This window comes from Mucilaginibacter sp. (genome assembly GCF_041663085.1).
GTDB lineage: Bacteria > Bacteroidota > Bacteroidia > Sphingobacteriales > Sphingobacteriaceae > Mucilaginibacter.
Genome location: NZ_JBAZRC010000043.1, coordinates 1 through 23,969 on the forward strand (window position 1 = coordinate 1; position 23,969 = coordinate 23,969).

The following is a 23,969-nucleotide window of genomic DNA, read 5'->3' on the forward strand; positions in this document are numbered from 1 at the left end:
CAAAGCGTAATTGGGCTAAATGATATGTATTTGCCTGAGTATCTCGGTTTTTTCCGCCGTAAATCGTGTAATGGTACTTAGCGATTGGGAAATTAAGCAAATCCAATTTTGCATTTTCAGACAATTGATCAAAATCTGCTTTGCCAATTTTTTGCTCATAATCAGAAATAAATTGGCGTTGCTGTATATTTCATCTGTTTATTGAATTTGAAAACGGAGCAAAAATGTAACAAAGCTTGGCTTCTGTACAATCCTTGTTGGAAAACCATTCTCCAATAACACTTTCCTGTGTTCTAAATCCCCCCCGCCAGAATAGCCTCAACCTGAATAATTGGATATTCAATTTTATCCGGTGGAATGCCGAAATCCAATAACTGTCTTTTAAAGTTCCGAATTGTGATGCAGTTAAAGTCCGCCAGCTCAAGCATTCGTTTTTTAAAGAAAGAAATGTATTGACTGAAAAGAAGACCAATGGAATCCAAATGGTTAGATTTACCAATATTATTTTCGCCAATGATTAGCGTCAACGGCTTGAGATTAATAGTAAACTCATCAAAATTCTGGTAGTTTTTGATACTGAGCTTTGATATGTACATGCGAACAGGTTTATGAGCTAAATGTAACCTTTTTGGTTAATGTTTTCAATACACAGTATTCTTTATGGAATCGATTATGTCGATAAGTAGGTATATTAGGTCAGACAGATATCATGACTATTTTGGCTGAACAAAGGGAAGCTTAATAAATCCCTTATTGTGAGAAATTCAACATCTACTTACCTTTCGATATACATTAAAAAATACTAAGCTTAATTGGTTAAATAAAATTCTACAATCTCTGTAACTTCAAAAAGCATTCAAACGTATTCAAATGGTAATATTCGAATAGGGCTTTATTGGAATGAAGCAATTTTCTTTAAATCCTCTATAAAAGAGTTCGAAAACTGTGTACTAAGGGTCACAAATTGATAAAAAGTCGTAAGTCTTGAGGCTTTTTGGTTCAAAACTTAAAAGAAGTAATCAAGGCAGGTTATTTATTCCCACTGGTGCATAAAACCAGGTGTTTCTCCGTTAGCATAATTAAAGGTGATGTGTTTACCCTCCATTTCTCCGACACTGGTAATCATCTTTGGGTTGGTAAGGCTGCACTGGTAATCTGTTAACACTTCATCGCCATAAGTTTCTATGTGGGTGTGCAGAAAAACAGTTTTATAATCATATACCTTATCCGGAATACGGAAGCTAACCGGTTGCGGTGTTGTATAATATTCCCTGCCTATTGTATATACTTCACCAAGCGCTATCCGGCGCGGTAAAACCCCAGCTGTTGTACTTCTTTGTTCTTCGTTTACGTCCAACAAGTTTGCGCTTACAGTGATCTTAGTAGGTACAAATAAAGCCAAAGGTGGTAACTGCGGGATAAGGTTTTGCATAACTGCCACCTGCGGCTCTTTCATTAATGCATTTAGCATGGTTTCTGATACGGCCAAATGAACTGTTGTACCCTCAGGTATTTTATACGTTGTGGCATCAGCGCATATGTACGCTTTTACATATTCACTTAAATTTTGCCGGTCATACATTCTCTTTACCGCATCAAGCGATACTTGATTAATGTCAAGAAAAGTAAAGGCTACCTCTGATGGACTAAACAATGCAACTAAAGGGGTAAGCAGTGTTGCATAAGGGCCACAACCCGCATATAAAATATGAATGGTTTGTGAAGGGGAATCTGCTTTTAGCCTGCAAACCGCCTTATATATCCCCCGAAAAAAAACTGCTGTCCGCTGAAATTCAAGCAGGCAGTGGGCGGCCTTAATAGTTGATACCGCTTTTCCCGACGGCAGCATAATATCGGCATCTGTAATATTCCCGGCAGTTACCCCGGATTGTTCAGCATATACTGAGTGTAACTCGTGAATTACTTTATAAATGCCTCCTAAGTTACCCGGCTCATCTATAATCGTTCGGTTAGCTCTTTGGAGCAAATCAATAAAATCAGTGTTTACTTTTGTTTCCATTCATCTATTTAATTAGCTAACGCTCCCCTGTGCAAAGCCAAACTTACAGGCAAAACGCAATGTGATAAATATACTGTTTAGACGGCAGCATTGCGCAGCATAATTAACTAATAGTACCTCATTTAATATTACCTTTACCGTTATTATAGTAGTGCATTAAATCATTTCGCATGAAGAAATCACCGAGCCGATCCGGAAAAAAAATGCTGTTCGCTATCTTGATTCCGCTAATCCTCATATTCGGGGGCATACAGTTCATACACCCCGAGATAAACAACCCTCCAGTAACCGGGGATTTTACAGCGCCAGAGAATGTTAAAGCCATTATAAAAAGGGCTTGTTATGATTGCCACTCTAACGAAACTAACCTGCGTTGGTATGACAAGCCTGCGCCAGTGTACTGGCAGGTGGCAAAGGATGTTAAAGAAGGGCGCGAAGGTTTAAACTTTTCTACCTGGCAACAACTAGCCCCTGCTGATCAAAAGGCTAAGTTTTGGGAAGCTGTTAACCAGATAACGGCAGGCGCTATGCCCATTAAGGGTTATACTTTTGTACACCCGGCAACAAAACTATCAACTGAGGACGTTGCAGTATTAAAAGCATACGTGTTAACTATGGAGGTAAATAACAAACCGGCCGACACTGCAAAAACCAACGCGCTGGATAAACAATTTAAAAAATGGCAGAGTGGCGAAACGGCTAACAGCAAACTACCTACTGCATTAAACGGCATTACCTACATGCCCGATTATAAAAACTGGCAAGCCATCAGTACTACTGATCGTTTTGATAATGGTACCATGCGGGTGATACTGGGAAACGCTATTGCTGTAAAAGCCATTAAAGAGAACAACATTAGCCCATGGCCAGATGGTACTGTATTTGCCAAAGTTGCCTGGGATCAGCTCGAAGATAAAGATGGTAATGTAACCACCGGGGCTTTTAAACAGATAGAGTACATGATAAAGGATCATCAAAAATATGCCGCTACCAAAGGTTGGGGATTTGCACGGTTTAAAACGCCGAAAATGATGCCTTATGGCAAAACGGTTACGTTTGCCAACGAATGTATTAATTGCCACCGGCCGCAAAAAGACGAGGATTTTGTATTTACCCAACCTATTAAACACTAATGATGATGAAAAAACTAATCGCCCTATTTTTTACCGGATCGATACTTTTTTCATCCTGTACAGACCAGCCTAAACAAATAAAACTGGTAAATGACCGGGCTTCGCTCCCGGCAGCATTTAATTTTGATAAGCTGGGGTTAAAAGTGATGTCATCATCTATAAACAAAAAACACAATACCATGTCTACGCTGTACGCTAACACACTTGCTTTGCAGAATGCTATAAAGGGATTAAAAATACATGTACCGGGAGAATCTTTTGCCCTGGTTACCTGGAAAAGACAGGCGGACGACCATTGGTTTGGAGCAAACATCCCCGGCGAATTGCAATCACTCGAACTGGTGAATACAACGGGCACAGCTGTAAGCTATAAAAAATACGAAGGCAAGGCCTTAACACTCAATGTTGATACCACAGGCAGTAAACAAAGGGTAAGTTATATTCTATCCCAACTGCCTTCTGTTTTGCCATAATAATTTAAATAAGGGTTTTTATTGCAGTAGGGTTTATACTATATCCGTAAGTTACTTTATCAGTTCACTTAAGTGATTGGGGTAATCGGTTATAATACCGTCAACTTTCAACTCCGCTAAGCGTTTCATTTCGGCAGTTTCGTTCACCGTCCATGGGCATATCAGCATCTGTTTATCGTGGCATTGTTTTACCAGTTGTTCACTCACCATGCCATAATGCGGGTTATAAAACCGGGGGGTATAGCCCAGCTCGGCCATGTTTTTTTCAAAGCTAACCTTGTTATCGCCGGTTAAAAAACCGGTAGCTACCTCCGGATAATTTTGATGCATTACCTTTAAAGGGCGTTTATCGAACGACTGAACGATTAAACGTTTACCCAGTTTTTTAGTTTGCATTACATCCATTACTTTTTTAACAAAAACCTCTGGCACGGGCTGGTTAACACCATCTGTTTTCGCATCCGATTTTATCTCGAGCAGGTAATAAACCTGTGGTAAATTATTTGCCTTAGTGTAATGCTCAACAGAATCAACCAGCTCTGATAATAATGGCGTATAAGTAGGGAGACTTTGCTGCTGCGGGAAGGCCGGATACTTTTTTGTACCGATAATAAATGGCTTAATATCTGCATAATCCATCTGGTAAAAAAGGTACTTGTCACGGGCTTTAGGGTCTATCTCAGTACCATTTGGCATCAGGGTATAATTTGGGTCGAATGAATCATCATGATAAACAATCACTTTACCATCTTTAGTAACATGAACATCAAACTCTATGGTATTAACGCCATAATTAATGGCTTTTTGCATAGCCGGTATGGTATTTTCAGGCATCATGCCGCGCGTACCGCGATGGCCGATTTTAAAAAATGATGGATATTTTGACACGTTTTTTGAATTGAACGAACAGAGCGCAATTACCGAAGCAGCAATAACGCCTGCATATAGTATGTTTTTATAATTAGCCATAAACATATTAGTTTTAAAACGAGGATCTCCTGCTACAAAGCTATAAACATATAATTCAGCAGAAAGGATTTTATTTGTAAAGTAACCAGTATACCGATAGTTAGTTACTTAATATTAAATACGTATTTCTTCATTTTAGAATGGCCGTTAGTATCATACTGAATGATCAAATATTTATCAGTTAGCGTTTTGATCTTTATACGGTATAGTATCATTGGCTCATTAAAAACATCATTAGGAAAACTAAGTAGTCGTTTTTTACCGGTGCTAACGCTGTACAAAATCATCTTATCCTTCGTAGTTGGCACATCCTGATCACTGTAAAGCAAAGCCTCTTTCTTTTTAACCACATCTATCCACCAGGCATCGGTTTTCAGAATATTTTTGCCTGTCGTTTTTTTGATCAGTTCAATTTCATGCGGGTTTCCCGATCCGTAAGAATGTACAAATACAAAGTACTCTTTAAAGTCAGCCCCAACATAACCCAGGTTTTTATAAAGCCCTCCTCTCACATCCGAGGCCAGCTCGGCTATTCTTTTATTCCCTTTAGTAAGGTAAAGGTATTCAGTGCTGTCATCCGCTTTAAACAGGATATTGTACCCCCCAATTAATTTAGTGGGATAATCATACGGTTCTATTTCATCTGCCTTGCTTTTTGTTAATGGTGTATTTTGTGAATAAGCCGCTATGCCAATGAACAGAGATAAAATAAAGAAACTGATAGTACGCATGCAATAAATTTAGCCTCCAACTTACTCAAAAAAATTATTTACGAGATGTTAGCGGGTTTATATTCGATAGTGATTTAAAACTAAAAAGCCTTCCAGTTTGGCTGAAAGGCTTTTTGTATTTGATAGCATAAACTTTTATGTTCTTTTATGGCGATACGCGTTGCTATCGTTTATCCATTTATCTGCCGAGAATGACCCCGACCCTACAATCCAGATAACCACCAGCATCAGGAATACCAGGATAGAAAGCCATAGCTCTGTATTCAGAAATGTAAGCCCCCTGGTTGCATTCACAAAAAATATGGCACCCAGTACTATTGGCATCTGTATAACAACAGCCATGCGGGTAAGCAGCCCTACTATGATAAGCAGGCCGCCTATAACGTGCGCAAAAGCTATGATATGTATCAGTACCATGGCCATCAGGCCCGAAAAATCAAAAACGTTATTATGGAAGATCCAATCCTGCTGAACCGTGGTGTTGCTTATAAAAACAACGCCTTTACCGAAAATGATCAAACCAAGTACAATGCGAACTACATCGAGCCATTTTGGATGATGAAGATCACCCCAATGCTCTATTTTACGAACCGTGTTCATAACGCCCTCCTTTTAAGAATGTTTATAATTGATTATGATGAAGTTACGCATAAAAAATAATTATAAACACAATTAGTTTTTCACTTTTTTGGGGGGCGTTAAAAGTTTGTCGGGCTTTATATATTAAACAGCACTTTCAGGCCCGAATAACCAATTTGCAGCCCCACGCAAAATATCAGGAATGCCGATATACGGTTTACAATAGTTTCGCCATTAGGCCCTAAATATCTTAATATGGTTTTGGTGTTCAGGTAAAAAATATAGATCATGAGGCATATTACAATTATGGAAACCAGTATTGAACCTACATTAAGATAGTACTCGGCACTGCCAATTTCATTATTGTGTGCGCTCAGGGTAAAAAGCACTGAGATTGTACCGGCACCTGTGGTAGCCGGGAAAGTAATAGGATAAAATAGCTTACCCGCTATATGTTTATAGGCCGAAACATTGATCTCGTCTTTTACCGCGTCGTGGTCTGAGCTTGGTTTAGGATCTGAGGATAAGAAGTCCCACCCTATTTTACATATCATTATGCCCCCGGCAAGCTGAACAATGGGTATCGAGATCCCAAACAGGCTCAATATCCACTGGCCAAAAAAAAGAGATACCGTACAGATACAAAAAGCATAAAAGGTGATTTTGCCAACAGCGCGCCGTTTTTCGGCTTTGGTAAGGTTTTCAAAAAACGGGGTTAAAATAAGCGCCGAACCAATTGGGTTTACTACCGGGAACAGGGCTATTATCCCTATAAAAACAAGATTAAGAAACGTTTGATGAAAGATATTCATAGCATTACAATTGAACGGGATATAATGCAATATGTAAATAATCCTTCTTATTTACCAGGCGTGGTTTGCAACAATTTCATCAGGCAGGCATTATTGCAACCGTACAATGTTGGCGTTTGGTGCAATGACCTTTTTGTACGGTTCGTTCAAAAACTGCCTTACCATTTCGTACCATTCTTTACTACCCACGCCATGCCCTTTGTTGATGAACAAAAAGCTTTGCCCGTTTGGCATGTAATGGTTTATAGCACTGATATAACGCGGCCTGCAGTTGGGGTCCATCTCGCCATCGCCCAGTAATACAGGTTTTAAAGAGTAGTAAGGTTGTTTGGTACCGGCATTAACAGGTGGCACCTTCCAGCAGTCGCACATACTTTTTATTACATCATTAATGCGGTAGCCTGTTAAGTATGGATAAGCTTTGTATAATTGCTGTATCACCTCTTCGCTATGGTAAGTACTTTGGTCGGCGCAATAGGCCGAGATGCGCATACCATCGGGCGCCTGGTTCTTGCGGAACAGGTCATCCAAAAAGGTATTGATATAAACGCTATGATGTCCTTTTATCATCTCTGTGATCATATAAGCCACATCTTTCCGGTGCGAATTATCTGACATCGTGTTCATGATCTCCGCCAACAGTTCGTTTTTAGTGTAGGCTATCTTTACAGAATCGGTTGTGCCTTTTTCTAAATAAGGTTGATAAAAAGTTTTATAGGCAATACCATTAAAGTAATCCAGGAAACGTTGTTGCAAATTACCGTACAGTGCTTTATCGGTCGAGTCCTGTTCTACATGGCGAAACAACACGGTAAGCGCCTCGTTAAAGTTGGCTGGCTCATCTTCATCTATCGGGGTAAATATAGGTAATGGCGAATCAAGCACCAGCGAACGTACATGAGTTGGGTCTTTCTTTAATACAGCTGTCATCAAACCACCGCTGTATGATCCGCCTAACAGGTTGATCGAATCTATCTTCAGCACCGCTATCAGATCGTGAATATCAGAAACGGTTTCGTCGGTATTATAGCCGGACAGGTCAATCCCTCTTTTCTCCAATGTCTTTTTATAGCGTTTTACCCCCTCAAGCACCATACTGTCTTTATCAAGATTTTTCCGGTACGATTCTTTGATGGCGGCATCCAGATCAAACGCCCTCAGGTGCGGTAATGAATACCTTGTGCCCCGTTGCTCTATTGCAATACAGTCGCGGTCTTTGATCAGATCGTTTTTTGTAGCGCCAATAGCCCAGCCTAACGAGCTGCCACCCGGGCCGCCTGCGGTATATAATAGCGGGTCTTTCCTTTTATCGGGTTTTTTACTGTAAACAACAATAAAAGGTAGCTTTATCATTTTTGAAGCTTTTTTAGCACGATTTTCGGGTACTACCAGGTAACCGCATTTTGTTTTAAAGCTGCTGTCTATTTTATCAAATGGTGCAGAGAAAGCAGTTTTAAGATTTGGTGGGGCTATCTTTACAAAATTGCTGTCCATCATAAACCGGCAATTGCACTCTTCTATTTTAGGCGTATATTTTTTTTGCTGGGCCGTGGCGGTTATAATGCCAGTTATCCCGATAAAAATAAGTGTGCCGATCTTTTTCATGTTTTGTTAATGGCTTTGAACAATAAGATGCTTTTTAATGGCGGTATGTTGCAGGGTGCAGTAAGTAATTATTAAAAAATAAAGCCCCTTAACTGTGCTAAGAGGCTTATGTTATCGGCAGTGTGTATATTAATTGTCAGTTAACAATACTTCTCCTTTTACCAGCCAGGAAATACCAAATGCCCATAAGGCTACAGACTCCAGCCAAAAAACCGGTTTATAAGGCCCCAGTATATCATGAATAGCCTTGATCTTAAGGCTGGCAATTATCCCGATAGCAACTATCATAACAACTCCACAGGTTTTGTAAACGATGTTACGTTTGCGTTTTTGATTGGTCATGTGCGATTTATTGGCAGTACGGACAAATAAAAAGAGCGACATGCAGGCCAGCGTAATAAAAAACAAAGCTGCCGACGTATAATGGATGGTGTTGCGTATTATATCATCGGGCCTTGAAAATATCTTGCAGTTAACCACATCAGGCGTAATATTAGTAGGAAAGAAGGCGACACCCAAAGCACATACACAGGCTATATTGCTGGCGATCCTGTCCCAGTTATTAAAGCCTTTGTACGAAAACAGGAAGAGCGCCACGCCGCATAAAATACCGACAAGTACGCTTCCCATTATGGTGTAATAATAATCGCTTATGGATGCTTCCAGAACGCCACATTTGCTGAATATAAATGCGCCCAGGTAAATTACAATTGGTAAAGCGATACCGAGTACCCCAACAGCCCTTCTGATCTGCAGGTACGACAGTTCGAGGTCCGGGGTTTTTTGTTCCAGAAATTTTGTTACTTGATTCATGATGGTTTAGGTTTTATTAAACTAAAGATAAACAGTTAGTTATAAAACCACCCGGGTGATTTCACCCTTTTTAAGACATCTTAAACTACCAATGCAATCCTGCCAACGGCCACAAAATTTGTTTAATGAATTGCTCATGAAACAACAGTGGTATTGGGGCTATAAGCCAGAAAAACACCCATGCACGGGCTACTAACCCATTCTGCAAAAAGGTGATCTTTTTAAGAACAAGCACTTTTTCAATCAATACCAATACCCCCTGTATCACAAAATATAACAGCGGCAGGCCATAACCGCTGTTTACCGGCACGCTTAGCGCCAGCTCATGCAGCAGGCCGGAAAATGCAAACGCTATCAGCAGCGCCCACGCACTGCCCGTTTTGCTTTTAAGGGGGCGAAAGATAGCTACAGAGGTCATTTCACTGAAGGCGATGTTCCATCGCTTGCTCCAAAGTTCGGTAAGGCTTAGGGCTTTTGCGGGCTGCCTGAACAGGTAATATGTATTTACACCCGATAAGCGCCAGCTGCCCGCGCTTATGCCGAGCATACCAAAATGTAATATCAGGCTAAAACCTACCAATAAAATAGCGCTTACGGTTATATGTGTAAATAATACATTAAACTGCTGCTCAACAATTACATGTGCCAACAATACAAGCAAAGCCCCAATTATAATTCTACTAACACCAAACCTTATCATAGGCCATGCATTTGGCAATGCTTTTTCACCAAGGGTTTCAAAAGGCTCGGCCCTCATCCCTACCCAGCCTACGGCATAAACAAGCCATTGCTTATAGCTAAGGCTAAGCGGCTTACTTTTATATCCCTCGGTTACCGCTATAACCTTCATGCCGGTAAATGTGGTGGCGATGATGGCCAACATACGCAGTATGGAGTGTTCATGTAAAAAGATGAGGTGTACAGCCAGAATACTTACAACGAGCATTAGCCAGCCTGTCAAAATAAGTTTATTTTTGATAAGCGGATAGCCGCCAAGCACAACAGCGAGGTTTATCAAAGCGAAATAAAACAGGTGTGTGATAAGCAGGTTTGTCATAACTGCATATAATTTAAATAAAATGCCAGGGTATAAACCGCACTCAGAAAAATAAACAGCGCAATCAAAAGCACTTCGGCAAGTTTATGCCACCTGCCTGTTGGGAAACCATTCCTATCGAAGTAAAAGAATTGGAGCAACACCCGTGAAACCCAGTAAACAGAAACAAAACCGACAACCAATGTAGCCAGCACAGAGCCGTCAAGCAATTCATGATAAGCGAGTAATGAAACCAGGCCAAAACATAGGTTAGTTACCAGTATATATGCCGCATACGTCCAAAACATTTGTTTAAGCAAGGGCTGTACTTTGGCCAGTTCTATTTGCCACTTTAGTATACGCGGAATAGCAAGGCTGCCGAGTACTAACACGATCTGTGCTAACCCGGCAACACGTATCAGTGTTTGTATATTACATTCAAAAGCTTCCATCTGCCCTATTATTTATTACAGGGCAAATATAAATAAAGTTTTAAACTTTCAATAATTACTGAAAATATAATTATTAATTATTGAACACTTTTTCCCTGATCATAAAAAACGGTAGCGATCCGTGAGATAAAATTCTGCTATGAAACTCCTTGATATCAAAGCGGCTCCCTTGTTTTTTAATGAGTTGGGCTTTCCATTCCATTAGTTTTGCAGCCCCGTGCTTGTAGGTTATTACCTGTGCGGGCCAGCGGCGTACGCGCTGTATTTCGCGCAGGGCAATATCATCCTGTCCTTTTATGTATTTTTTCCAGAAGTTTAGCGCCTGCTCATTCGTCCACCCGTAATAATTAATGCCCACATCAATAGGTAACCTAATGGAACGTACTATGCCCCACTCCCATTTGCCCAACCTGTTATACGGTGTTTTGTAAAGGCCAAGCTCGCCGCCATACTCTTCAGCATATGCGCCCCATCCTTCGGCAAAACCCATGTAATAAAATAGTTTTTGCACTTCAGATACTTTAGCCTGTGCCAAAACGACCGATTGGTAATGATGGCCCGGAACCGCCTCGTGCAGAAACAGCCAATCTACCTGCCGTTTATTTACGTGGTTATTAAAGCTGTTGTAGTAAAATACATTATCATCATAATAACCCGGTGTTTGCGCCAGCCTATCACTGTTCCCTTTCCTGATCTCCAGCTGCGGGATTTTAGTATTGCTGAACAATTTGGGCAGGTTTTGCATCACCAACTTCCTGGTTTGCTCAAATGCCTGTTGAATTTGTGCAGGGTTGGTGATGTAAAATGATGTATCATTCAGGTATTTATAAAATGCTTCTTCACTAAGCCCCGTTTCCTTGCGGATAGCTTCAATTTGTTGATTGGCCAGTTTAACCTCGTTTAGCCCAAATTGATAAACAGCTTCGGGCGTGATGTCATCATCTGCCCATCTTTTGATCAGATATTTGTACCACTCCTTACCATCCGGTATATTATAGATACCATTGGCGGGAACCTGAGCCGGGCGTTTGGCAATCCATTCAAACTCCAGCGCTATGCGGGTAAGGTTTATATCTGTTTCGTATTTTATAAGCTGATAATCATTTTTTTGACTTACGGTTAGTTTACCTGGGTCAAACTTTTTTAACACCAGCCTTACCGCACTAAAAAATTTAAATTGATTTTGTACTGCTGCAACAGGGCCGATATGGTTTAGCTGATCAACATAGCTTAACTCTAACTGCGGGAGGTTTAAGCTTTTATAGCCCGAAACAAACCTATCCGAAAACCCTTTAAAACCAGCTTGCCCAAAAGCAACAGAACAGGTAAGGAGCATGGCTACAAAAGCGCTATAAAATTTCATCGGCAGGGGTTTATGTAAAGACAACCTATAGTGCCATTTGTTACTGAGGCCAAACAAAAAAACCGGCTGCCATAATAGCAACCGGGCCATATAGTAAATCAACAATCTGCTGCTTATTGCGGGGTAAACTTAAAGCTGTGTATCACCACCTCAAAAGGTTTATCATCCGTGGGTGCCTGCCCTTTAAAAAGCCAAAGGTTTAACAATACCGGCATATTCACGCTGCTGATAGATACCGACGGGCTTTTAAACTCTTTGCTGATAAACAGGTTATCCCTTGGCTCATCATTCACGTGGCCGTATAGGGTTTTAAAAGTTATCTTATCGGCAGTACGGGTAAACTTATGCGTGGTATACGTACCGTTTGGCGATGTAAACTCGGTAGAAAAGCTGGTATGCCTTGGCGGGTCGCCCACCTTAGGGTAAACTGTATAGTTTAAATTTGGATAGCTGCTGTTGCCCCATCGTGCAAATTCAATATCTATCTCGTCCCTTGCATCGGTACCCGAGTAGTCAAACAAGCCCAGTACCAGGTTTTTGTCGAACTTATCTACATCAGCATCAATCTGCCACTGATAAGTGCCCATACCAAAGCTTTCGGTACTGGCAACTTCGGCGCACTCCCAATGGCCCGTAGTTGCGTTCTTGCTCACCTTTAAGTGCAGCCAACCGCTACCATCAACCCATACATTGCTGCCACTCCAGTAATTGGGGCCGGGGCCGGTAGCATCGGCAGGTTCTTTTACCTTCCAGGTATAGCCGCTCCATTTAATAGTTTTATCCTGCGCGTGCGCATAGCTATGTATCAGCAAAAGTGCAAACGCGATAGCATATATTTTTTTCATCGTAATTATTATTTTATTCCGTTAAATAAGGCTAACATTAATGAGTTTGCATCCTGGGTGTCGTAATCGCCACCATACAAGTAACCGCCTTTAAAGCCATTATTTTTCAGGTATTGCGCTTTCTGGGTAATCAGTGGTACACCATTATAATACACACCTTTGCCCGATTTATCGGTAAATTCCTTACCAAACGCGGTTGGGTCGGCTGTTAAAATATCCTTGTAGGTCATGTAATCATACGACCCCCAGCTTTCATTATTACCATTGGCATCTAAAGAGTTGTAACGCAAACCAAACGCAGGCATACCCACAACCAGCTTACTGGCCGGCAGGTGGAAGTTTGGCCATATAGCTGCACCCTCAATCATAAACTGTAAGCTTGAAGACTGCCCAACAGGTGCGCCCGGGCCTATGTGAATATTATCCTCAAAGGCATGCAAATTAACCCAGCTTGCAGCCGAAAGATCCGGATACTCCCAATGCTGGTAATTTACCGTGGCTGTTACGGTAACTAAAGCGGTTGGCGGTAATGCCGCCTTCAGCTCGTTAAGGAATGGGCCTATCGCGTGGATATTATCAGGCGCATTGCCCGAGTTGATGTCCGTCATCATAATATCTACACCGTCCATACGTTTGGCGGCAACATAAGCTTTTACCAGGCCAATAAGTTTAGTACGTTTTGCAGGGTCGCGTATAGCGGTACCAAAATCGTTGGTTTCATAAATAGCCCAGCCATCAATACCTGATAGCCTGCCACTAATACCCATTATAACCGGTACGCCTGCAATGTGCGCCCTTGCAACAAGTTCTTTTGCTTTCTGCCCTACCTCGCCCGACGAAGTATCCAGGTCACCTTCCGGTGATACCAGGCCAACCTTGTAAGTTACATGCGTAACATTGTTAAAATTCACGTTCGCGGCTGATGCATCCTGTGTAAGGTACGACATCGCTATTTTAGTATATGGTTTAAATGTATAGGTTGTAGGGTTAACCAACACCTTGGTGCTTCGCACACTCGAATCGCCGTTATAAGTAACTTTTAGTTTGATAGTAAATTCACCACCACCTTTTGGTGAAAAGTTGAACTTTTTATCTTTTGATACCTCCACGTTGTTCACCTGCCAGCTGATATCGGCTTTGCCTGCAGGTGTTACCTCAATATTGGTAAACTTAGCGGTATCGCCCTCGTCAATAACCTGCGCACCCGCAAACTCCCTTAAAATATCGAAGATTCTTGGCTGCAGCGGGTTGGCATTCTCCTGCTCTTTTGCCACATCCTTTTTACAGCCTGCGGCTACCATTACCAGCATCAGCAGTAGTAATGATAGTTTTTGATAGATCTTTTTCATTTTTTATGATTTAAAATTTCCTTAATGTCTTAACCTTATTTTTTCGCTGCCTTTACTTCGGTATCAATGGTATTGAGTAATGAATTTGCCCCGGTACCATCCTGCAACAATTGCCAAACCATTATACCGCCTGCTTTTTGCAAAGCCAGGCTTGTTTTACTTTTGATGGTAGGCAAACCATTATAGTACATGGTGCCACCGGCAGCAACGGTTACTTCATCCTTATTCTCTGAACCCGGGTATTGTTTAACGATATCTGCGAAACTCATATCCTCGGGCACGCCGCTGCCAAAACCGTAACCATAAAAAGGCAGGCCAAGGCTCAGCTTTTCTTTAGCTATACCGCGGGTACCCCCCCAATAGTCCAGATCATCAGTAGCCATGCTATATGGCGAGTGCTGACCGGGCTTCTCAGGCCTCCAGGGGCCGGTTTTATCGTACGACATGATGTTGATATAATCGAACTGTGCCAGCGCCTTATTGGTGTATTGCGTTGCGTAAACCGTAGCAATAGCCGTGGTAAGCAATTTACCCTTTGGCTTAAGTGCAACTTTTACAGCTACTACAAAAGCCTCGTAATTGGCATCAACAAAATGGCCTTCCAGGTCAATATCAATACCATCAAGATTGTACTGGTCTGATACACTGGCCAAACTGGCTGCAAGTTTTTCCCTGCTGCTGCCTGTAGATATCAGCGTGGTATAATACTCAGGCGCAAGCCCGCCGCCTATTGATGCTAAAACTTTTACGTTTTTTGCATGTGCAGCGGCTACCAGTTCTTTTAAACCATTCAGCGTGGTAAAGTTTCCGGCAGCATCGGGGTTTATAAAGGCTATGTTAAGATGGGTTATTTTGCTAAAATCAAACTGAATAGCACGGCCATCAACCACATTATATTCCCTTAAGTAACCCACCACTCTAAAAGATGCACCAGCTACCGGTTTCTTATCATCGTTCGTATTGACTTCAGATTTCGCGCTCTTTTTACAGCTACACATCAATACCGTCAGCAAAACAACGCACCAAATATTTCTTCTCATCATCGTCATCATCATATACTATTGTTTATCCCACCAAACACGTTTGGTCCAGTCGTCAATACCACCTTCAATAGCGGCAATTGCTTTGTTAATATTTGTTGCGTTTTGCTCTGTTTCTGTAAGCGGGTATTCAAACCTGCGCGGGGTAGTTGTAGCGGTAGATTCTCCGGTAATAGCAGGCAGCAACACCGGGAAGCCTGTACGGCGCCAGTTGGCATAAGCCTCTGGCCCGTTCAATAAAAGTGCAACCCAAAGCTGTGTATCTATCGCTTTTAATTCATTCCCCGGCGGCAGTGGATTATCCGTTTTAAAGTTCTCGATCTCAGTACTGGTCAAAACGGGGCCGCCTTTAAATAAAGCCAGTTGCCTCATGGCTGCTTCCACCCCATTTTGATAATGTGTTTTAGCATCAACACCCAGGTTTAAGTTCCAACGTTGGTTTGCTTCTGCTAATAAAAGCTCGGTTTCGGCGTAGGTAATATGGAAGTAAGGCGCATCATTGGTGATCATCCAGTTGGCAAGCTGTACTTTTTGGCCATTGTTTGGCACCTGTACAATACGGCCACCGCCAAGGTCAACATTAATAGCTCCTAAAAAGTCGTCGTAATTGTATTTACCCGGGCCTACGCCTATAATACCAACCTGTGCTTTTACCTGGTCGGTAACGTCAATCCTTTCAGATGGTTTATCGGGGTTTACCCAGTAATCGCGGGCTATATATTTTAAACGGGGGTCGTTACTGCCGCTCATTATATTTAAAAGGCTGCTGCAAATACGTGGCCTGCCTTCGTCAGGGTATTGGTTGATAGCTACAGATACACCATTACCACGGATATCGGCATAGCTGTTTTGAACGTCGGCATGGTGAGTTATGCAATTATCATCGGCACTGGTAAATACACCAGCAGCGTAAGCAGCCTGTACTTCTGCTTTTGCTTTATCAGGCGCTATTTTGCTTAAACGCATGGCTAAACGCAGGTGCAGCGAGTTGGCAAACTTTTTCCAGGCAGGTACGCTTCCCTGGTAAAATATATCGGCAGCCACATTGTCTTTTGATGCATCTAACTGTGCCGAAGCAGCGGTAAGTTCTTTAAAGAAATCGTCATAGATATCCTTCTGCGTATCAAAAACCGGGCGTACCACACCTGATATATATCCTTTACCTGCCTGAGAGTAAGGGATATCACCATAAAGATCCGTCATCCTTGCAAAAATGTACACCTTCATGATACGGCACATGGCGTTCAGGTTGCTTTTAAGCGGGTCTTTCGCAGAGCGATCTACCGCGTCAACAATATTCAGCACATCATTGGGGTAACCAAGCTCCCAAAGCTCAGACATGTACTGCCTGTTCTTCACATACTCAAAACCATAACGGGTGTAATAGGCGCCTCCAATTTGCTGCACAAGCGGCATGGTCATGATGATGCTTGTACGCTCATTTATGGTCAGTTCGCCCGAAAAACGAAGCTGCGTAAGCACCAGTTGATTTACCGGATCGAGGTTGTTTGATTTGGTGGGATCGGTATTCATATCACCAAAATCTTCGAACTTCTTGCAGGAAACCAGCACAGTGGTTGCGGTTAAAAGCAGGATAATTATTTTATTTATATATCTTTTCATATCTATATGATTATCAATCGTCTATATATCTTGTTAGAATTTCACGTTTAAGTTAAAACCCCAGCTTTTTCTTGATGGTAATGAACCATACTCCAGCCCCTGCCCGTTACCATTATTGTAGTTAGAATCGGGGTCAACATTGGGCACATTTTTATGGATGATGAACGGGTTACGACTAACCAGCGCTACCGCCATATTTTTGATACCCCATTTTGATGAAATTGCAGTTGGGATGGTATAACTCACTGTTATCTCGCGCATTTTAATATAACTGGCATCATATATAAACGGGGTAGCTACACCGTTACCATCGCTGTAATAATTGGCCCAGTAAACAGATGGATCTACCGCTTTGGTGTTCGGGGCGTATATAGGTTTGCCTGATCCGTCTACACCTGTTTGCACCACTCCCTGAGGCACATATCCCCTAACTTTACCCGCTGCTGTCCATTGTTCTATGCTCTGGCCTTGCGACTGGCGGTCCTCTTCAGATTTTATCCATTCGGCCCTGCCTGGTAAGGTTACTAAACTTGCCCCCCTTATAACGTTGAACAGGTTTGTCATGGAGAATAAGCTTGCGCCTTGTTTAATATCAACAACAAAGCTTAACCCGAAATTTTTGTAGTAGAACGAGCTGCTTAAACCACCCGTCCAGCTCCAGGTGCCTTTCCCCAGCACTTCGCGGTCAACCGTTTGTAGCGGCGCCAAAGTAATTGGGTCAAGTATGGCGCGGCCCTGGTCGTCTTTTTGTCCTCCGTAGCCTAATATGGCGCCGTAGGCTGTGTTTGGCCTTGCCACTACCGATGTACCCAACCAGCGGGCGTCTGATAAGGTTAGGTAAGGCACACCATCGGCAAGCGACTCTACGTTGTTAATGTTACGTGCAAAGTTCACGTTAAAGTCCCAGCTAAAGTCTTTGCTTACAATTGGCCTTGTGTTTATGGCTACCTCTATACCTTTATTGCCAACAACACCAGCGTTGATTATTTCCTGTGCGAAACCAGAACTTAGCGGTATGTTAACAATATTTATCTGATCCCTTGACTTTGAAGTGTAATAAGTAAGATCTAAACCGATCCTATCATTAAAAAACTTCAAATCGGTTCCTACCTCGAAAGACCGCGTACGGGTTGGTTTTAATGTTGACGGCAACGCCTGACCCGGCGCTAATCCTCCTAATGGGGTGCCATTAAACGATTGAGGGTTTAATTGGTACGTTGGGTTTAACATATACGGGTCTGTATCGCTACCTACCTCAGCTGCCGAAACCCTTAATTTACCAAAAGACAGTATCGATTTATTCATTTTGAAAGCATCGGTAAATACAAAACTTGCAGATAACGATGGATAGGTATAGGCGTTATTATCTTTTGGCAATGTTGATACCGCATCACGTCGCACTGTTGCATCTACATATAAAAAGCTTTTATATGCGGCGCTTAACAAAGCATAAACAGATCTGGTTTCTCGCTCTCGCGGTGAAATTTCAATAACAGTCCTATCAGAAAAAGCGTTAGAACTGATGATATCCGTAGCTACCTGGTCAATATTTGAAGTAGTATAACCCGGAGCCTGGCTATGTGATAAACTGGCTCCTAACCTTGCTGATAAATTCAAAAAAGGGGTTACCTGCTTTTGCGCGGTTAATAACATATCCGCCTCGGTAGTTTGTACTTTTTGATTGGTTGTTTCCAGTCTGCCGGTTAATGAGCCGGGGGTTGACCGCGGACTGAATTTCTGATAATCAAAATAAGTAAAATCTGTTGAGGCGCGGCCTTGTAAGCTTAACCAGCTTGTAAAGGTGTAGTTAGCCTGTAAACCGCCTATCATACGGTTTTTCTTGGTTTGATTGCTCATTTCGTTAATTACCCAATATGGGTCGAGCCGGTACTGGCCACCTCCCCATTCTACGTAATTACCTTCAGCATCTTTATAACCGGTTTTAAAGTATGATTGGTCTACGTTATTAGCCAGGCCAATAAAGTTATTACCAATATTACCCGGATCATCTGCCAGTGAAGGGCGGTTGGTTACATTCTCGTTCATGTACATCACCCTTGCTTCAACGGTTAAATTTTTACCGAATTTAGAGCTGCCGTTAAAGTTGAATGTATTACGGCGCATATTGCTGCCCGGTACAATATCGTTATTACGCAGGTCTGAAAGAGACAATCGGAAGTTGCCTTTCTCGCTTGAATTTGATAAGGCTATGGTATTGGTAAAGGTTGAACCTGTGCGGAAGAAATCCTGAATATTATTTTTTACCAGGGCATAAGGGCGATAAACACCGTCGAAACCAATTACCTGTAAGTTTGGATCTAAACGTGGGCCAAAATTGTTAAACAAGGTGTTTTTTGCCTGTGCAGCATCAATTACCAATTGCTCTGAACTGCCCTGCCCGTATATATACTGGTTGCCATCTAAAGTGGTCAATTGTTTTTCGAAGGATGAGGTACTGTTAAACTCAATACCAAGTTCTTTTCTGTTACCGCCTTTTTTGGTGGTGATCAATATTACACCATTACCGGCACGGCTACCGTAAAGTGCCGATGCCGATGGGCCTTTTAGTACACTTATCTTATCTACATCATCGGGGTTAATGGCCGATATGGCATCGCCAAAATCCTGCCCGCCCGAGTATTTTCCACCGCCTACCTGACCGTAGTTGGAGTTATCTATCGGTACACCATCTACCACATATAGCGGTTGGTTATTACCGGTAATTGTAGTATTACCACGTATTATTACTCTTGATGAACCCGCCGGGCCGCCGGCACCGCCAGTTATAACCAAACCTGCAACCTTACCCGCAAGCGAGTTAATGACGTTAGTTTCTCGGGCTTTCTTCAAGTCGTTACCATCCACTTCGGCAAAGGCGTACCCCAGGGCGCGCTGCTCGCGCTTAATACCAAGGGCTGTTACCACAACCGTTTTTAGTTCGGTACTGCTCAGTTTAAGCGATATGTTCACAAATTTCACTTCCTCGCTGGCAATGATAGATGAAGGCTCAAAACCCAGCATCTTAAATGTTATTACATCGCCTGCATTTGCATCAATTGCAAACTCGCCGGCGGTGTTGGTCACAACCGATTTATCTGTTTTGGTATTGATAACCGTTACGCCCGGCAAAGCCAGTTTATCGGGGTCTAAAACTTTACCTTTTAGTACAAAGACTACAGCGTTTGGGTTGCTTTTAAGCGCCTGTATCAACACCGTTTCGCCCGAGATCTTGTATTTAACGTTGATCTGGCTGGCGAGTGCATCAATAACATCGTTTAGCTGCTTGTTGGTTATCTTAAGGTTTATCCGGCGTTTAAAATCAACATCGGCAGGGTTGTATGAGAAATGCACCTTGGTGGCATCCTCAATTTGTTTGAACACTTTTTCTACAGGCTGGTCCTGCCAGTTAAAAGAATAAAGCGCGTTGGGCGATGATTGGGCATAGCTGCTGGTATAAATAACCAGGAACACTGCGCCAAGCATCCTCAATAACATTTTTGAAAAAAAACGTGAAGAGGGTAGTTTTTTTAGCATAGTTTAAAGATTTAGGGTACGTTAATTTATGATAAGGTTTAGGTTGATTTATGGTATACTTTAGTTAGAATACGATTTTAATAGTGTCTCCTTTTAGTTTGTATTTAAAATTATTTACGAAGCCAATGGCGTCCAATACCTCGCTAAGGCTTTTATTATTAAACTGCCCCGTAAATCTGATCTGATCAACCTCTTTAGCATCAGCAGTTACCTGTATGCCATAAGTGTTGGTTATTTTGGCTGCTATTTCATTAAAAGTGGCGTTGTTGAATACAAGTTTGTTGTTTATCCAGTTTTGCAGCTCGGCCTTGTTAAATTCAGATTTGGTGAAACTGCTCCCTCCGTTGGCTAATACAACCTGCTGGCCGGGTATCAGTATCTGGTCGGTTATATTGCTTTGGGGCTGTGTTGCCTCTACCTTAACCTTACCTGTTGCAAGCATCACGCTGGCAGTTTTTAATGTTGCATAACTATTTACTTTAAATGATGTACCTAAAGCTGTTGTAGCGGTTTTGGCAGTAAGCACCACAAACGGGCGGGTCTTGTCTTTGGTAACCTCAAAAAAGGCCTCGCCTGTTAAAAGCACGTGGCGGTCGTTACCGTTATAATCATTTGCTATTTTAAGGCTGCTTGATCCGTTTAAGGTTACCGTGGTACCATCGGGCAATACAACACTTTTGCGGGTGCCATAATTTGTTTGCGCTACCATGTGGTAATTGGCATTGGTGATGCGGCTATACATTACCGCGCCCGAAACCGGCGTATTATATTTATACAAACCGTAAGCAATTACCAGCATCAGTAAGGTGGCCGCAACGGCAACACGTGGCAACCATAACCTGCGTACATTAGTAATTGGTAAGGCTTGCTTTTTAAACTGCTCGGTTGCTATGGCTGCCTTTAATTTATCAAGCTGTTGCTGTTTGTCTGCCTTGCTCACTTTTATGCCAAGTAACAGGCAAAGTTCGCGGGCATCGGCAATTTTCTTTTTTAGAAGCGGCTGGGTTAAAATGATGTTTTCCCAAAAGGCCTTATCTTTATCATTAAGGTCATAGCAATAATTAACAAAGCTTTCATCCGTCAAAAAATCCTCGATATTAAAATTTATATAGTCCATTAAGTTGGTATTTACATACAAGTGCAATAGATTATTCTTTTTTACCAACACTTTTTAAAAAAATTTATAAAGATTTTTATTAATTTCATCGTTAATTGGAAAAAGCACACAAATCGGTCGCAAAAGAGCGCATGAGCATCAAAACGGAACGGGTAAAAAAGAACTGGCAGTTGCTTGTAGAAGGCGATCAGCAGGGTCTTTACGCGTGTTTTGATATCTTCTATGATGATTTGTACCGCTTTGGTGTTTGTATGTACAAAAACCCGGAGCTGGTAAAGGAAGGTATCAACAGTTTGTTCATCGAGCTTTGGCGCATCCAGGATAAATTATCATCAGTACAGCACATACAGCAGTATGTGCTTACTATATATAAACGCATCCTTTACAAAACCTACCAGCAATACTCGCGCGAAACTTTTACCAATACCATTGAAGAGGCCGAGATTGAAGCGGCTATTACCGAACAGCCCTACGAAAACATCCTGATAGCCAGCCAGCAGGACGAGATAACTAAAAAACGGCTACAAAAAGCCCTTAACCAGCTTACCCCACGACAGATAGAAATTGTGCAGATGCGCTATTTTGATCAGATTAGTTTTTGCGAGATATCTGAAAAAACCGGCCTTACCGAGCGCACCATTTATAACACCCTGCACAACGCCATAAAAGTACTGCGCGATGTTTTTTCTCTTGCTTTGATCATTCGCTTATTGAGTTAAGCTTTTTGAACTCCAATCCCCCATTTTTGATAATAATATATATATAACACATAGATATTATCATATTTAAAATATTTCAGAGCTTCTTTTATTAAAACAGATATTAAATTATCTTTAACAAATTAAGCATTATTACAACCACTCCTATTGAAAACAATTAGCCGAAGAGACTTTTTAGGCAAGGGCGCAATGCTTGCGGGCGGCACCTACCCCGCCATGATGGCTTTAGGATTACTGCGCCCTGCCCCTGCACATGCTTTTAACTTAGAAGGCACCGGTCAGGGCAAACACGTTATTATTTTAGGTGCTGGTTTGGCTGGTATGACCTGCGCCTACGAACTTAACAAACTTGGTTACCGCTGTACCATTTTAGAGGCCCGCCAACGTACCGGCGGCCGCTGCTGGAGCATACGTAACGGCAGTACCAATACCGAAATTGACAAACCTACCGTTGCCGCCCGTTTTGATGAAGGGCAGTATTTTAACGCAGGCCCATCGCGCATACCGCATAACCACGAGCTTACCCTGCATTACTGTAAAGAGCTTGGCGTACCTATACAGGTGTATAATAATGTAAACGAAGGCGCATATTACTTCGCTGAAGGCAAGGGCCCTTTATCAAACAAAAAGATAAAGGTTCGGGAGGTACATAATGATATTCGCGGGTACATGAACGAAATGCTGGCTAAAAGCATTGACCATGGCGGATTGGATAGCGCATTAACTAAAGAAGATGCCGAAAAGGTTATTGAGTACCTGAAAGCCGAGGGTGGTTTAGATGTGGATAAACTTTACAAAGCTTCCGCAAGACGCGGTTATACAGAGATGTACGGTGCGGGCAACAAGCCCGGAAAATTTGGTGAACCGCACAAATTAGCCGACCTGATCCACTCTGGCCTGATGGACCCAGACTTTTATAATGTAGCTGAATATACCTACGAGCTACAAATGACTATGTTCCAGGCTGTTGGCGGGATGGACAAAATATCATCAGCTTTGGAGAAGAAAGTGGCACCGTCGCTAAAAATGGGGGCCGAAGTAACCGATATAACCAACCTGCCCGATGGTGTAAAGGTTTTATATACCGATGCCACAGGCAAGCATGAGCTTACAGGCGACCTATGCATCTGCACCCTGCCCTTACCAGTACTGAGTAATATCAACCATAACTTCTCGGGCGATGTAAGCCGGGCGATAGATTATATCGGGTATATCCCGACAGGTAAAATTGGCCTGCAGTTTAAACGCCGCTTTTGGGAAGAAGACGAACACCTTTATGGCGGCATCACCCATACCAATAACGACCTGACGCAGGTGTTCTACCCATCGTACGATTACCTGGGTAAAAAAGGCATCCTGATAGGTTACTATAACTTTAATGAGAAGGCACAAAAGATAGGTGTATTAGGCTACGCCGACCGCGAGAAATTTGCGCTGGAAAAAGGCAGGCTAATCCATCCGCAGTACGACAAGGAGTTTGAAAACTCTTTTTCTGTAAGCTGGCATAAAACAAAACACAGCCTTGGCGGGTGGGCGGTTTATAATACCGATACACGCAAAAACCAATACCCGGCGCTGTTAAAGCCCGATAAGCAGGTATACTTTGCAGGCGAACACCTCACCTACTTAAATGCCTGGATGGCCGGCGCGTTTGAATCGGCACGAAGCACGGTGTCCGCGCTACATGCAAGGGTTAGCGGGCAGCAGATGCAATACAAAGCACAGCAATAAATTAAAAAACTAAGAAAACTAAAAT

The 23,969-nt window shown here is 42.3% G+C and carries 21 protein-coding genes; 4 read left to right on the forward strand and 17 right to left on the reverse strand.

All coding sequences use genetic code 11. The features are described 5' to 3' along the window. Positions 1 to 293: 293 nt before the first annotated feature. Positions 294 to 596 (reverse strand): AAA family ATPase, encoded by a 303-nt coding sequence (locus WC615_RS10295; RefSeq protein ID WP_372978015.1) that lies wholly within the window; start codon positions 594 to 596, stop codon positions 294 to 296. A gap of 437 nt (positions 597 to 1,033) precedes the next feature. Next, complete coding sequence (locus WC615_RS10300) at positions 1,034 to 2,020, reverse strand: hypothetical protein (RefSeq protein ID WP_372978016.1); 987 nt, start codon at positions 2,018 to 2,020, stop codon at positions 1,034 to 1,036. 170 nt (positions 2,021 to 2,190) lie between these two features. On the opposite strand from WC615_RS10300, the gene WC615_RS10305 reads away from it, so the two are divergent. Together WC615_RS10305 and WC615_RS10310 are read left to right on the forward strand one after the other, a co-directional pair. Continuing rightward, positions 2,191 to 3,153 carry a heme-binding domain-containing protein gene (locus WC615_RS10305; protein WP_372978017.1) on the forward strand — a complete coding sequence of 321 codons (963 nt, stop codon included), beginning with the start codon at positions 2,191 to 2,193 and terminating at the stop codon, positions 3,151 to 3,153. A 5-nt stretch (positions 3,154 to 3,158) separates the two neighbouring features. Further along, positions 3,159 to 3,626, forward strand: coding sequence for a hypothetical protein (locus WC615_RS10310; protein ID WP_372978018.1), 468 nt, complete (start codon positions 3,159 to 3,161; stop codon positions 3,624 to 3,626). Positions 3,627 to 3,677: 51 nt separating this feature from the next. Here the strand turns inward: WC615_RS10310 and WC615_RS10315 are convergent, their stop codons facing one another. From WC615_RS10315 to WC615_RS10385, 15 genes are all read right to left on the reverse strand, one after another. After that, complete coding sequence (locus WC615_RS10315; RefSeq protein WP_372978019.1) at positions 3,678 to 4,595, reverse strand: glycerophosphodiester phosphodiesterase family protein; 918 nt, start codon at positions 4,593 to 4,595, stop codon at positions 3,678 to 3,680. Between the two features lie 104 nt (positions 4,596 to 4,699). Next, on the reverse strand, positions 4,700 to 5,326 hold the full coding sequence (locus WC615_RS10320) for a hypothetical protein (RefSeq protein ID WP_372978020.1): 627 nt from the start codon (positions 5,324 to 5,326) through the stop codon (positions 4,700 to 4,702). Positions 5,327 to 5,461: 135 nt separating this feature from the next. After that, positions 5,462 to 5,926 carry a DoxX family protein gene (locus WC615_RS10325; RefSeq protein WP_372978021.1) on the reverse strand — a complete coding sequence of 155 codons (465 nt, stop codon included), beginning with the start codon at positions 5,924 to 5,926 and terminating at the stop codon, positions 5,462 to 5,464. A gap of 116 nt (positions 5,927 to 6,042) precedes the next feature. Beyond that, positions 6,043 to 6,717 carry a MarC family protein gene (locus WC615_RS10330; RefSeq protein WP_372978022.1) on the reverse strand — a complete coding sequence of 225 codons (675 nt, stop codon included), beginning with the start codon at positions 6,715 to 6,717 and terminating at the stop codon, positions 6,043 to 6,045. 90 nt (positions 6,718 to 6,807) lie between these two features. Next, a complete protein-coding gene (locus WC615_RS10335) occupies positions 6,808 to 8,322 on the reverse strand; it encodes an alpha/beta fold hydrolase (protein WP_372978023.1) in 1,515 nt (504 codons plus the stop codon). Between the two features lie 129 nt (positions 8,323 to 8,451). Continuing rightward, complete coding sequence (locus tag WC615_RS10340; RefSeq protein WP_372978024.1) at positions 8,452 to 9,135, reverse strand: DUF998 domain-containing protein; 684 nt, start codon at positions 9,133 to 9,135, stop codon at positions 8,452 to 8,454. Between the two features lie 85 nt (positions 9,136 to 9,220). Next, on the reverse strand, positions 9,221 to 10,192 hold the full coding sequence (locus tag WC615_RS10345; RefSeq protein WP_372978025.1) for an MBOAT family protein: 972 nt from the start codon (positions 10,190 to 10,192) through the stop codon (positions 9,221 to 9,223). Continuing rightward, positions 10,189 to 10,623, reverse strand: coding sequence for a hypothetical protein (locus tag WC615_RS10350; protein ID WP_372978026.1), 435 nt, complete (start codon positions 10,621 to 10,623; stop codon positions 10,189 to 10,191). Before WC615_RS10350 ends, WC615_RS10345 begins: the two co-directional genes overlap by 4 nt. Positions 10,624 to 10,696: 73 nt before the next feature. Next, positions 10,697 to 11,986 (reverse strand): DUF885 domain-containing protein, encoded by a 1,290-nt coding sequence (locus tag WC615_RS10355; protein ID WP_372978027.1) that lies wholly within the window; start codon positions 11,984 to 11,986, stop codon positions 10,697 to 10,699. A gap of 113 nt (positions 11,987 to 12,099) precedes the next feature. Continuing rightward, positions 12,100 to 12,831 carry a glycoside hydrolase family 16 protein gene (locus tag WC615_RS10360; RefSeq protein WP_372978028.1) on the reverse strand — a complete coding sequence of 244 codons (732 nt, stop codon included), beginning with the start codon at positions 12,829 to 12,831 and terminating at the stop codon, positions 12,100 to 12,102. Between the two features lie 8 nt (positions 12,832 to 12,839). After that, complete coding sequence (locus tag WC615_RS10365; RefSeq protein ID WP_372978029.1) at positions 12,840 to 14,180, reverse strand: glycoside hydrolase family 18 protein; 1,341 nt, start codon at positions 14,178 to 14,180, stop codon at positions 12,840 to 12,842. A gap of 35 nt (positions 14,181 to 14,215) precedes the next feature. Continuing rightward, entirely contained in the window at positions 14,216 to 15,223 is a 1,008-nt protein-coding gene (locus WC615_RS10370) for a glycosyl hydrolase family 18 protein (protein ID WP_372978030.1), read from the reverse strand. 15 nt (positions 15,224 to 15,238) lie between these two features. Continuing rightward, positions 15,239 to 16,843, reverse strand: a complete 1,605-nt coding sequence (locus tag WC615_RS10375; protein WP_372978031.1) for a SusD/RagB family nutrient-binding outer membrane lipoprotein — start codon at positions 16,841 to 16,843, stop codon at positions 15,239 to 15,241. A 33-nt stretch (positions 16,844 to 16,876) separates the two neighbouring features. Beyond that, positions 16,877 to 20,377 (reverse strand): SusC/RagA family TonB-linked outer membrane protein, encoded by a 3,501-nt coding sequence (locus WC615_RS10380; RefSeq protein WP_372978032.1) that lies wholly within the window; start codon positions 20,375 to 20,377, stop codon positions 16,877 to 16,879. Positions 20,378 to 20,441: 64 nt separating this feature from the next. Beyond that, entirely contained in the window at positions 20,442 to 21,494 is a 1,053-nt protein-coding gene (locus WC615_RS10385) for a FecR family protein (RefSeq protein ID WP_372978033.1), read from the reverse strand. Between the two features lie 95 nt (positions 21,495 to 21,589). On the opposite strand from WC615_RS10385, the gene WC615_RS10390 reads away from it, so the two are divergent. Further along, on the forward strand, positions 21,590 to 22,213 hold the full coding sequence (locus WC615_RS10390) for an RNA polymerase sigma factor (RefSeq protein WP_372978034.1): 624 nt from the start codon (positions 21,590 to 21,592) through the stop codon (positions 22,211 to 22,213). Positions 22,214 to 22,360: 147 nt separating this feature from the next. Further along, positions 22,361 to 23,944: an FAD-dependent oxidoreductase gene (locus WC615_RS10395; RefSeq protein ID WP_372978035.1), complete on the forward strand. Its 1,584-nt coding sequence runs from the start codon at positions 22,361 to 22,363 to the stop codon at positions 23,942 to 23,944. Positions 23,945 to 23,969: the final 25 nt, after the last annotated feature.

Bases quoted from the DNA above. Each gene is read 5' to 3' on its own strand.
- WC615_RS10295 (WP_372978015.1), bottom strand. From the start codon at position 596: ATGTACATATCAAAGCTCAGTATCAAAAACTACCAGAATTTTGATGAG.
- WC615_RS10300 (WP_372978016.1), bottom strand. From the start codon at position 2,020: ATGGAAACAAAAGTAAACACTGATTTTATTGATTTGCTCCAAAGAGCT.
- WC615_RS10305 (WP_372978017.1), top strand. From the start codon at position 2,191: ATGAAGAAATCACCGAGCCGATCCGGAAAAAAAATGCTGTTCGCTATC.
- WC615_RS10310 (WP_372978018.1), top strand. From the start codon at position 3,159: ATGAAAAAACTAATCGCCCTATTTTTTACCGGATCGATACTTTTTTCA.
- WC615_RS10315 (WP_372978019.1), bottom strand. From the start codon at position 4,595: ATGGCTAATTATAAAAACATACTATATGCAGGCGTTATTGCTGCTTCG.
- WC615_RS10320 (WP_372978020.1), bottom strand. From the start codon at position 5,326: ATGCGTACTATCAGTTTCTTTATTTTATCTCTGTTCATTGGCATAGCG.
- WC615_RS10325 (WP_372978021.1), bottom strand. From the start codon at position 5,926: ATGAACACGGTTCGTAAAATAGAGCATTGGGGTGATCTTCATCATCCA.
- WC615_RS10330 (WP_372978022.1), bottom strand. From the start codon at position 6,717: ATGAATATCTTTCATCAAACGTTTCTTAATCTTGTTTTTATAGGGATA.
- WC615_RS10335 (WP_372978023.1), bottom strand. From the start codon at position 8,322: ATGAAAAAGATCGGCACACTTATTTTTATCGGGATAACTGGCATTATA.
- WC615_RS10340 (WP_372978024.1), bottom strand. From the start codon at position 9,135: ATGAATCAAGTAACAAAATTTCTGGAACAAAAAACCCCGGACCTCGAA.
- WC615_RS10345 (WP_372978025.1), bottom strand. From the start codon at position 10,192: ATGACAAACCTGCTTATCACACACCTGTTTTATTTCGCTTTGATAAAC.
- WC615_RS10350 (WP_372978026.1), bottom strand. From the start codon at position 10,623: ATGGAAGCTTTTGAATGTAATATACAAACACTGATACGTGTTGCCGGG.
- WC615_RS10355 (WP_372978027.1), bottom strand. From the start codon at position 11,986: ATGAAATTTTATAGCGCTTTTGTAGCCATGCTCCTTACCTGTTCTGTT.
- WC615_RS10360 (WP_372978028.1), bottom strand. From the start codon at position 12,831: ATGAAAAAAATATATGCTATCGCGTTTGCACTTTTGCTGATACATAGC.
- WC615_RS10365 (WP_372978029.1), bottom strand. From the start codon at position 14,180: ATGAAAAAGATCTATCAAAAACTATCATTACTACTGCTGATGCTGGTA.
- WC615_RS10370 (WP_372978030.1), bottom strand. From the start codon at position 15,223: ATGATGAGAAGAAATATTTGGTGCGTTGTTTTGCTGACGGTATTGATG.
- WC615_RS10375 (WP_372978031.1), bottom strand. From the start codon at position 16,843: ATGAAAAGATATATAAATAAAATAATTATCCTGCTTTTAACCGCAACC.
- WC615_RS10380 (WP_372978032.1), bottom strand. From the start codon at position 20,377: ATGCTAAAAAAACTACCCTCTTCACGTTTTTTTTCAAAAATGTTATTG.
- WC615_RS10385 (WP_372978033.1), bottom strand. From the start codon at position 21,494: ATGGACTATATAAATTTTAATATCGAGGATTTTTTGACGGATGAAAGC.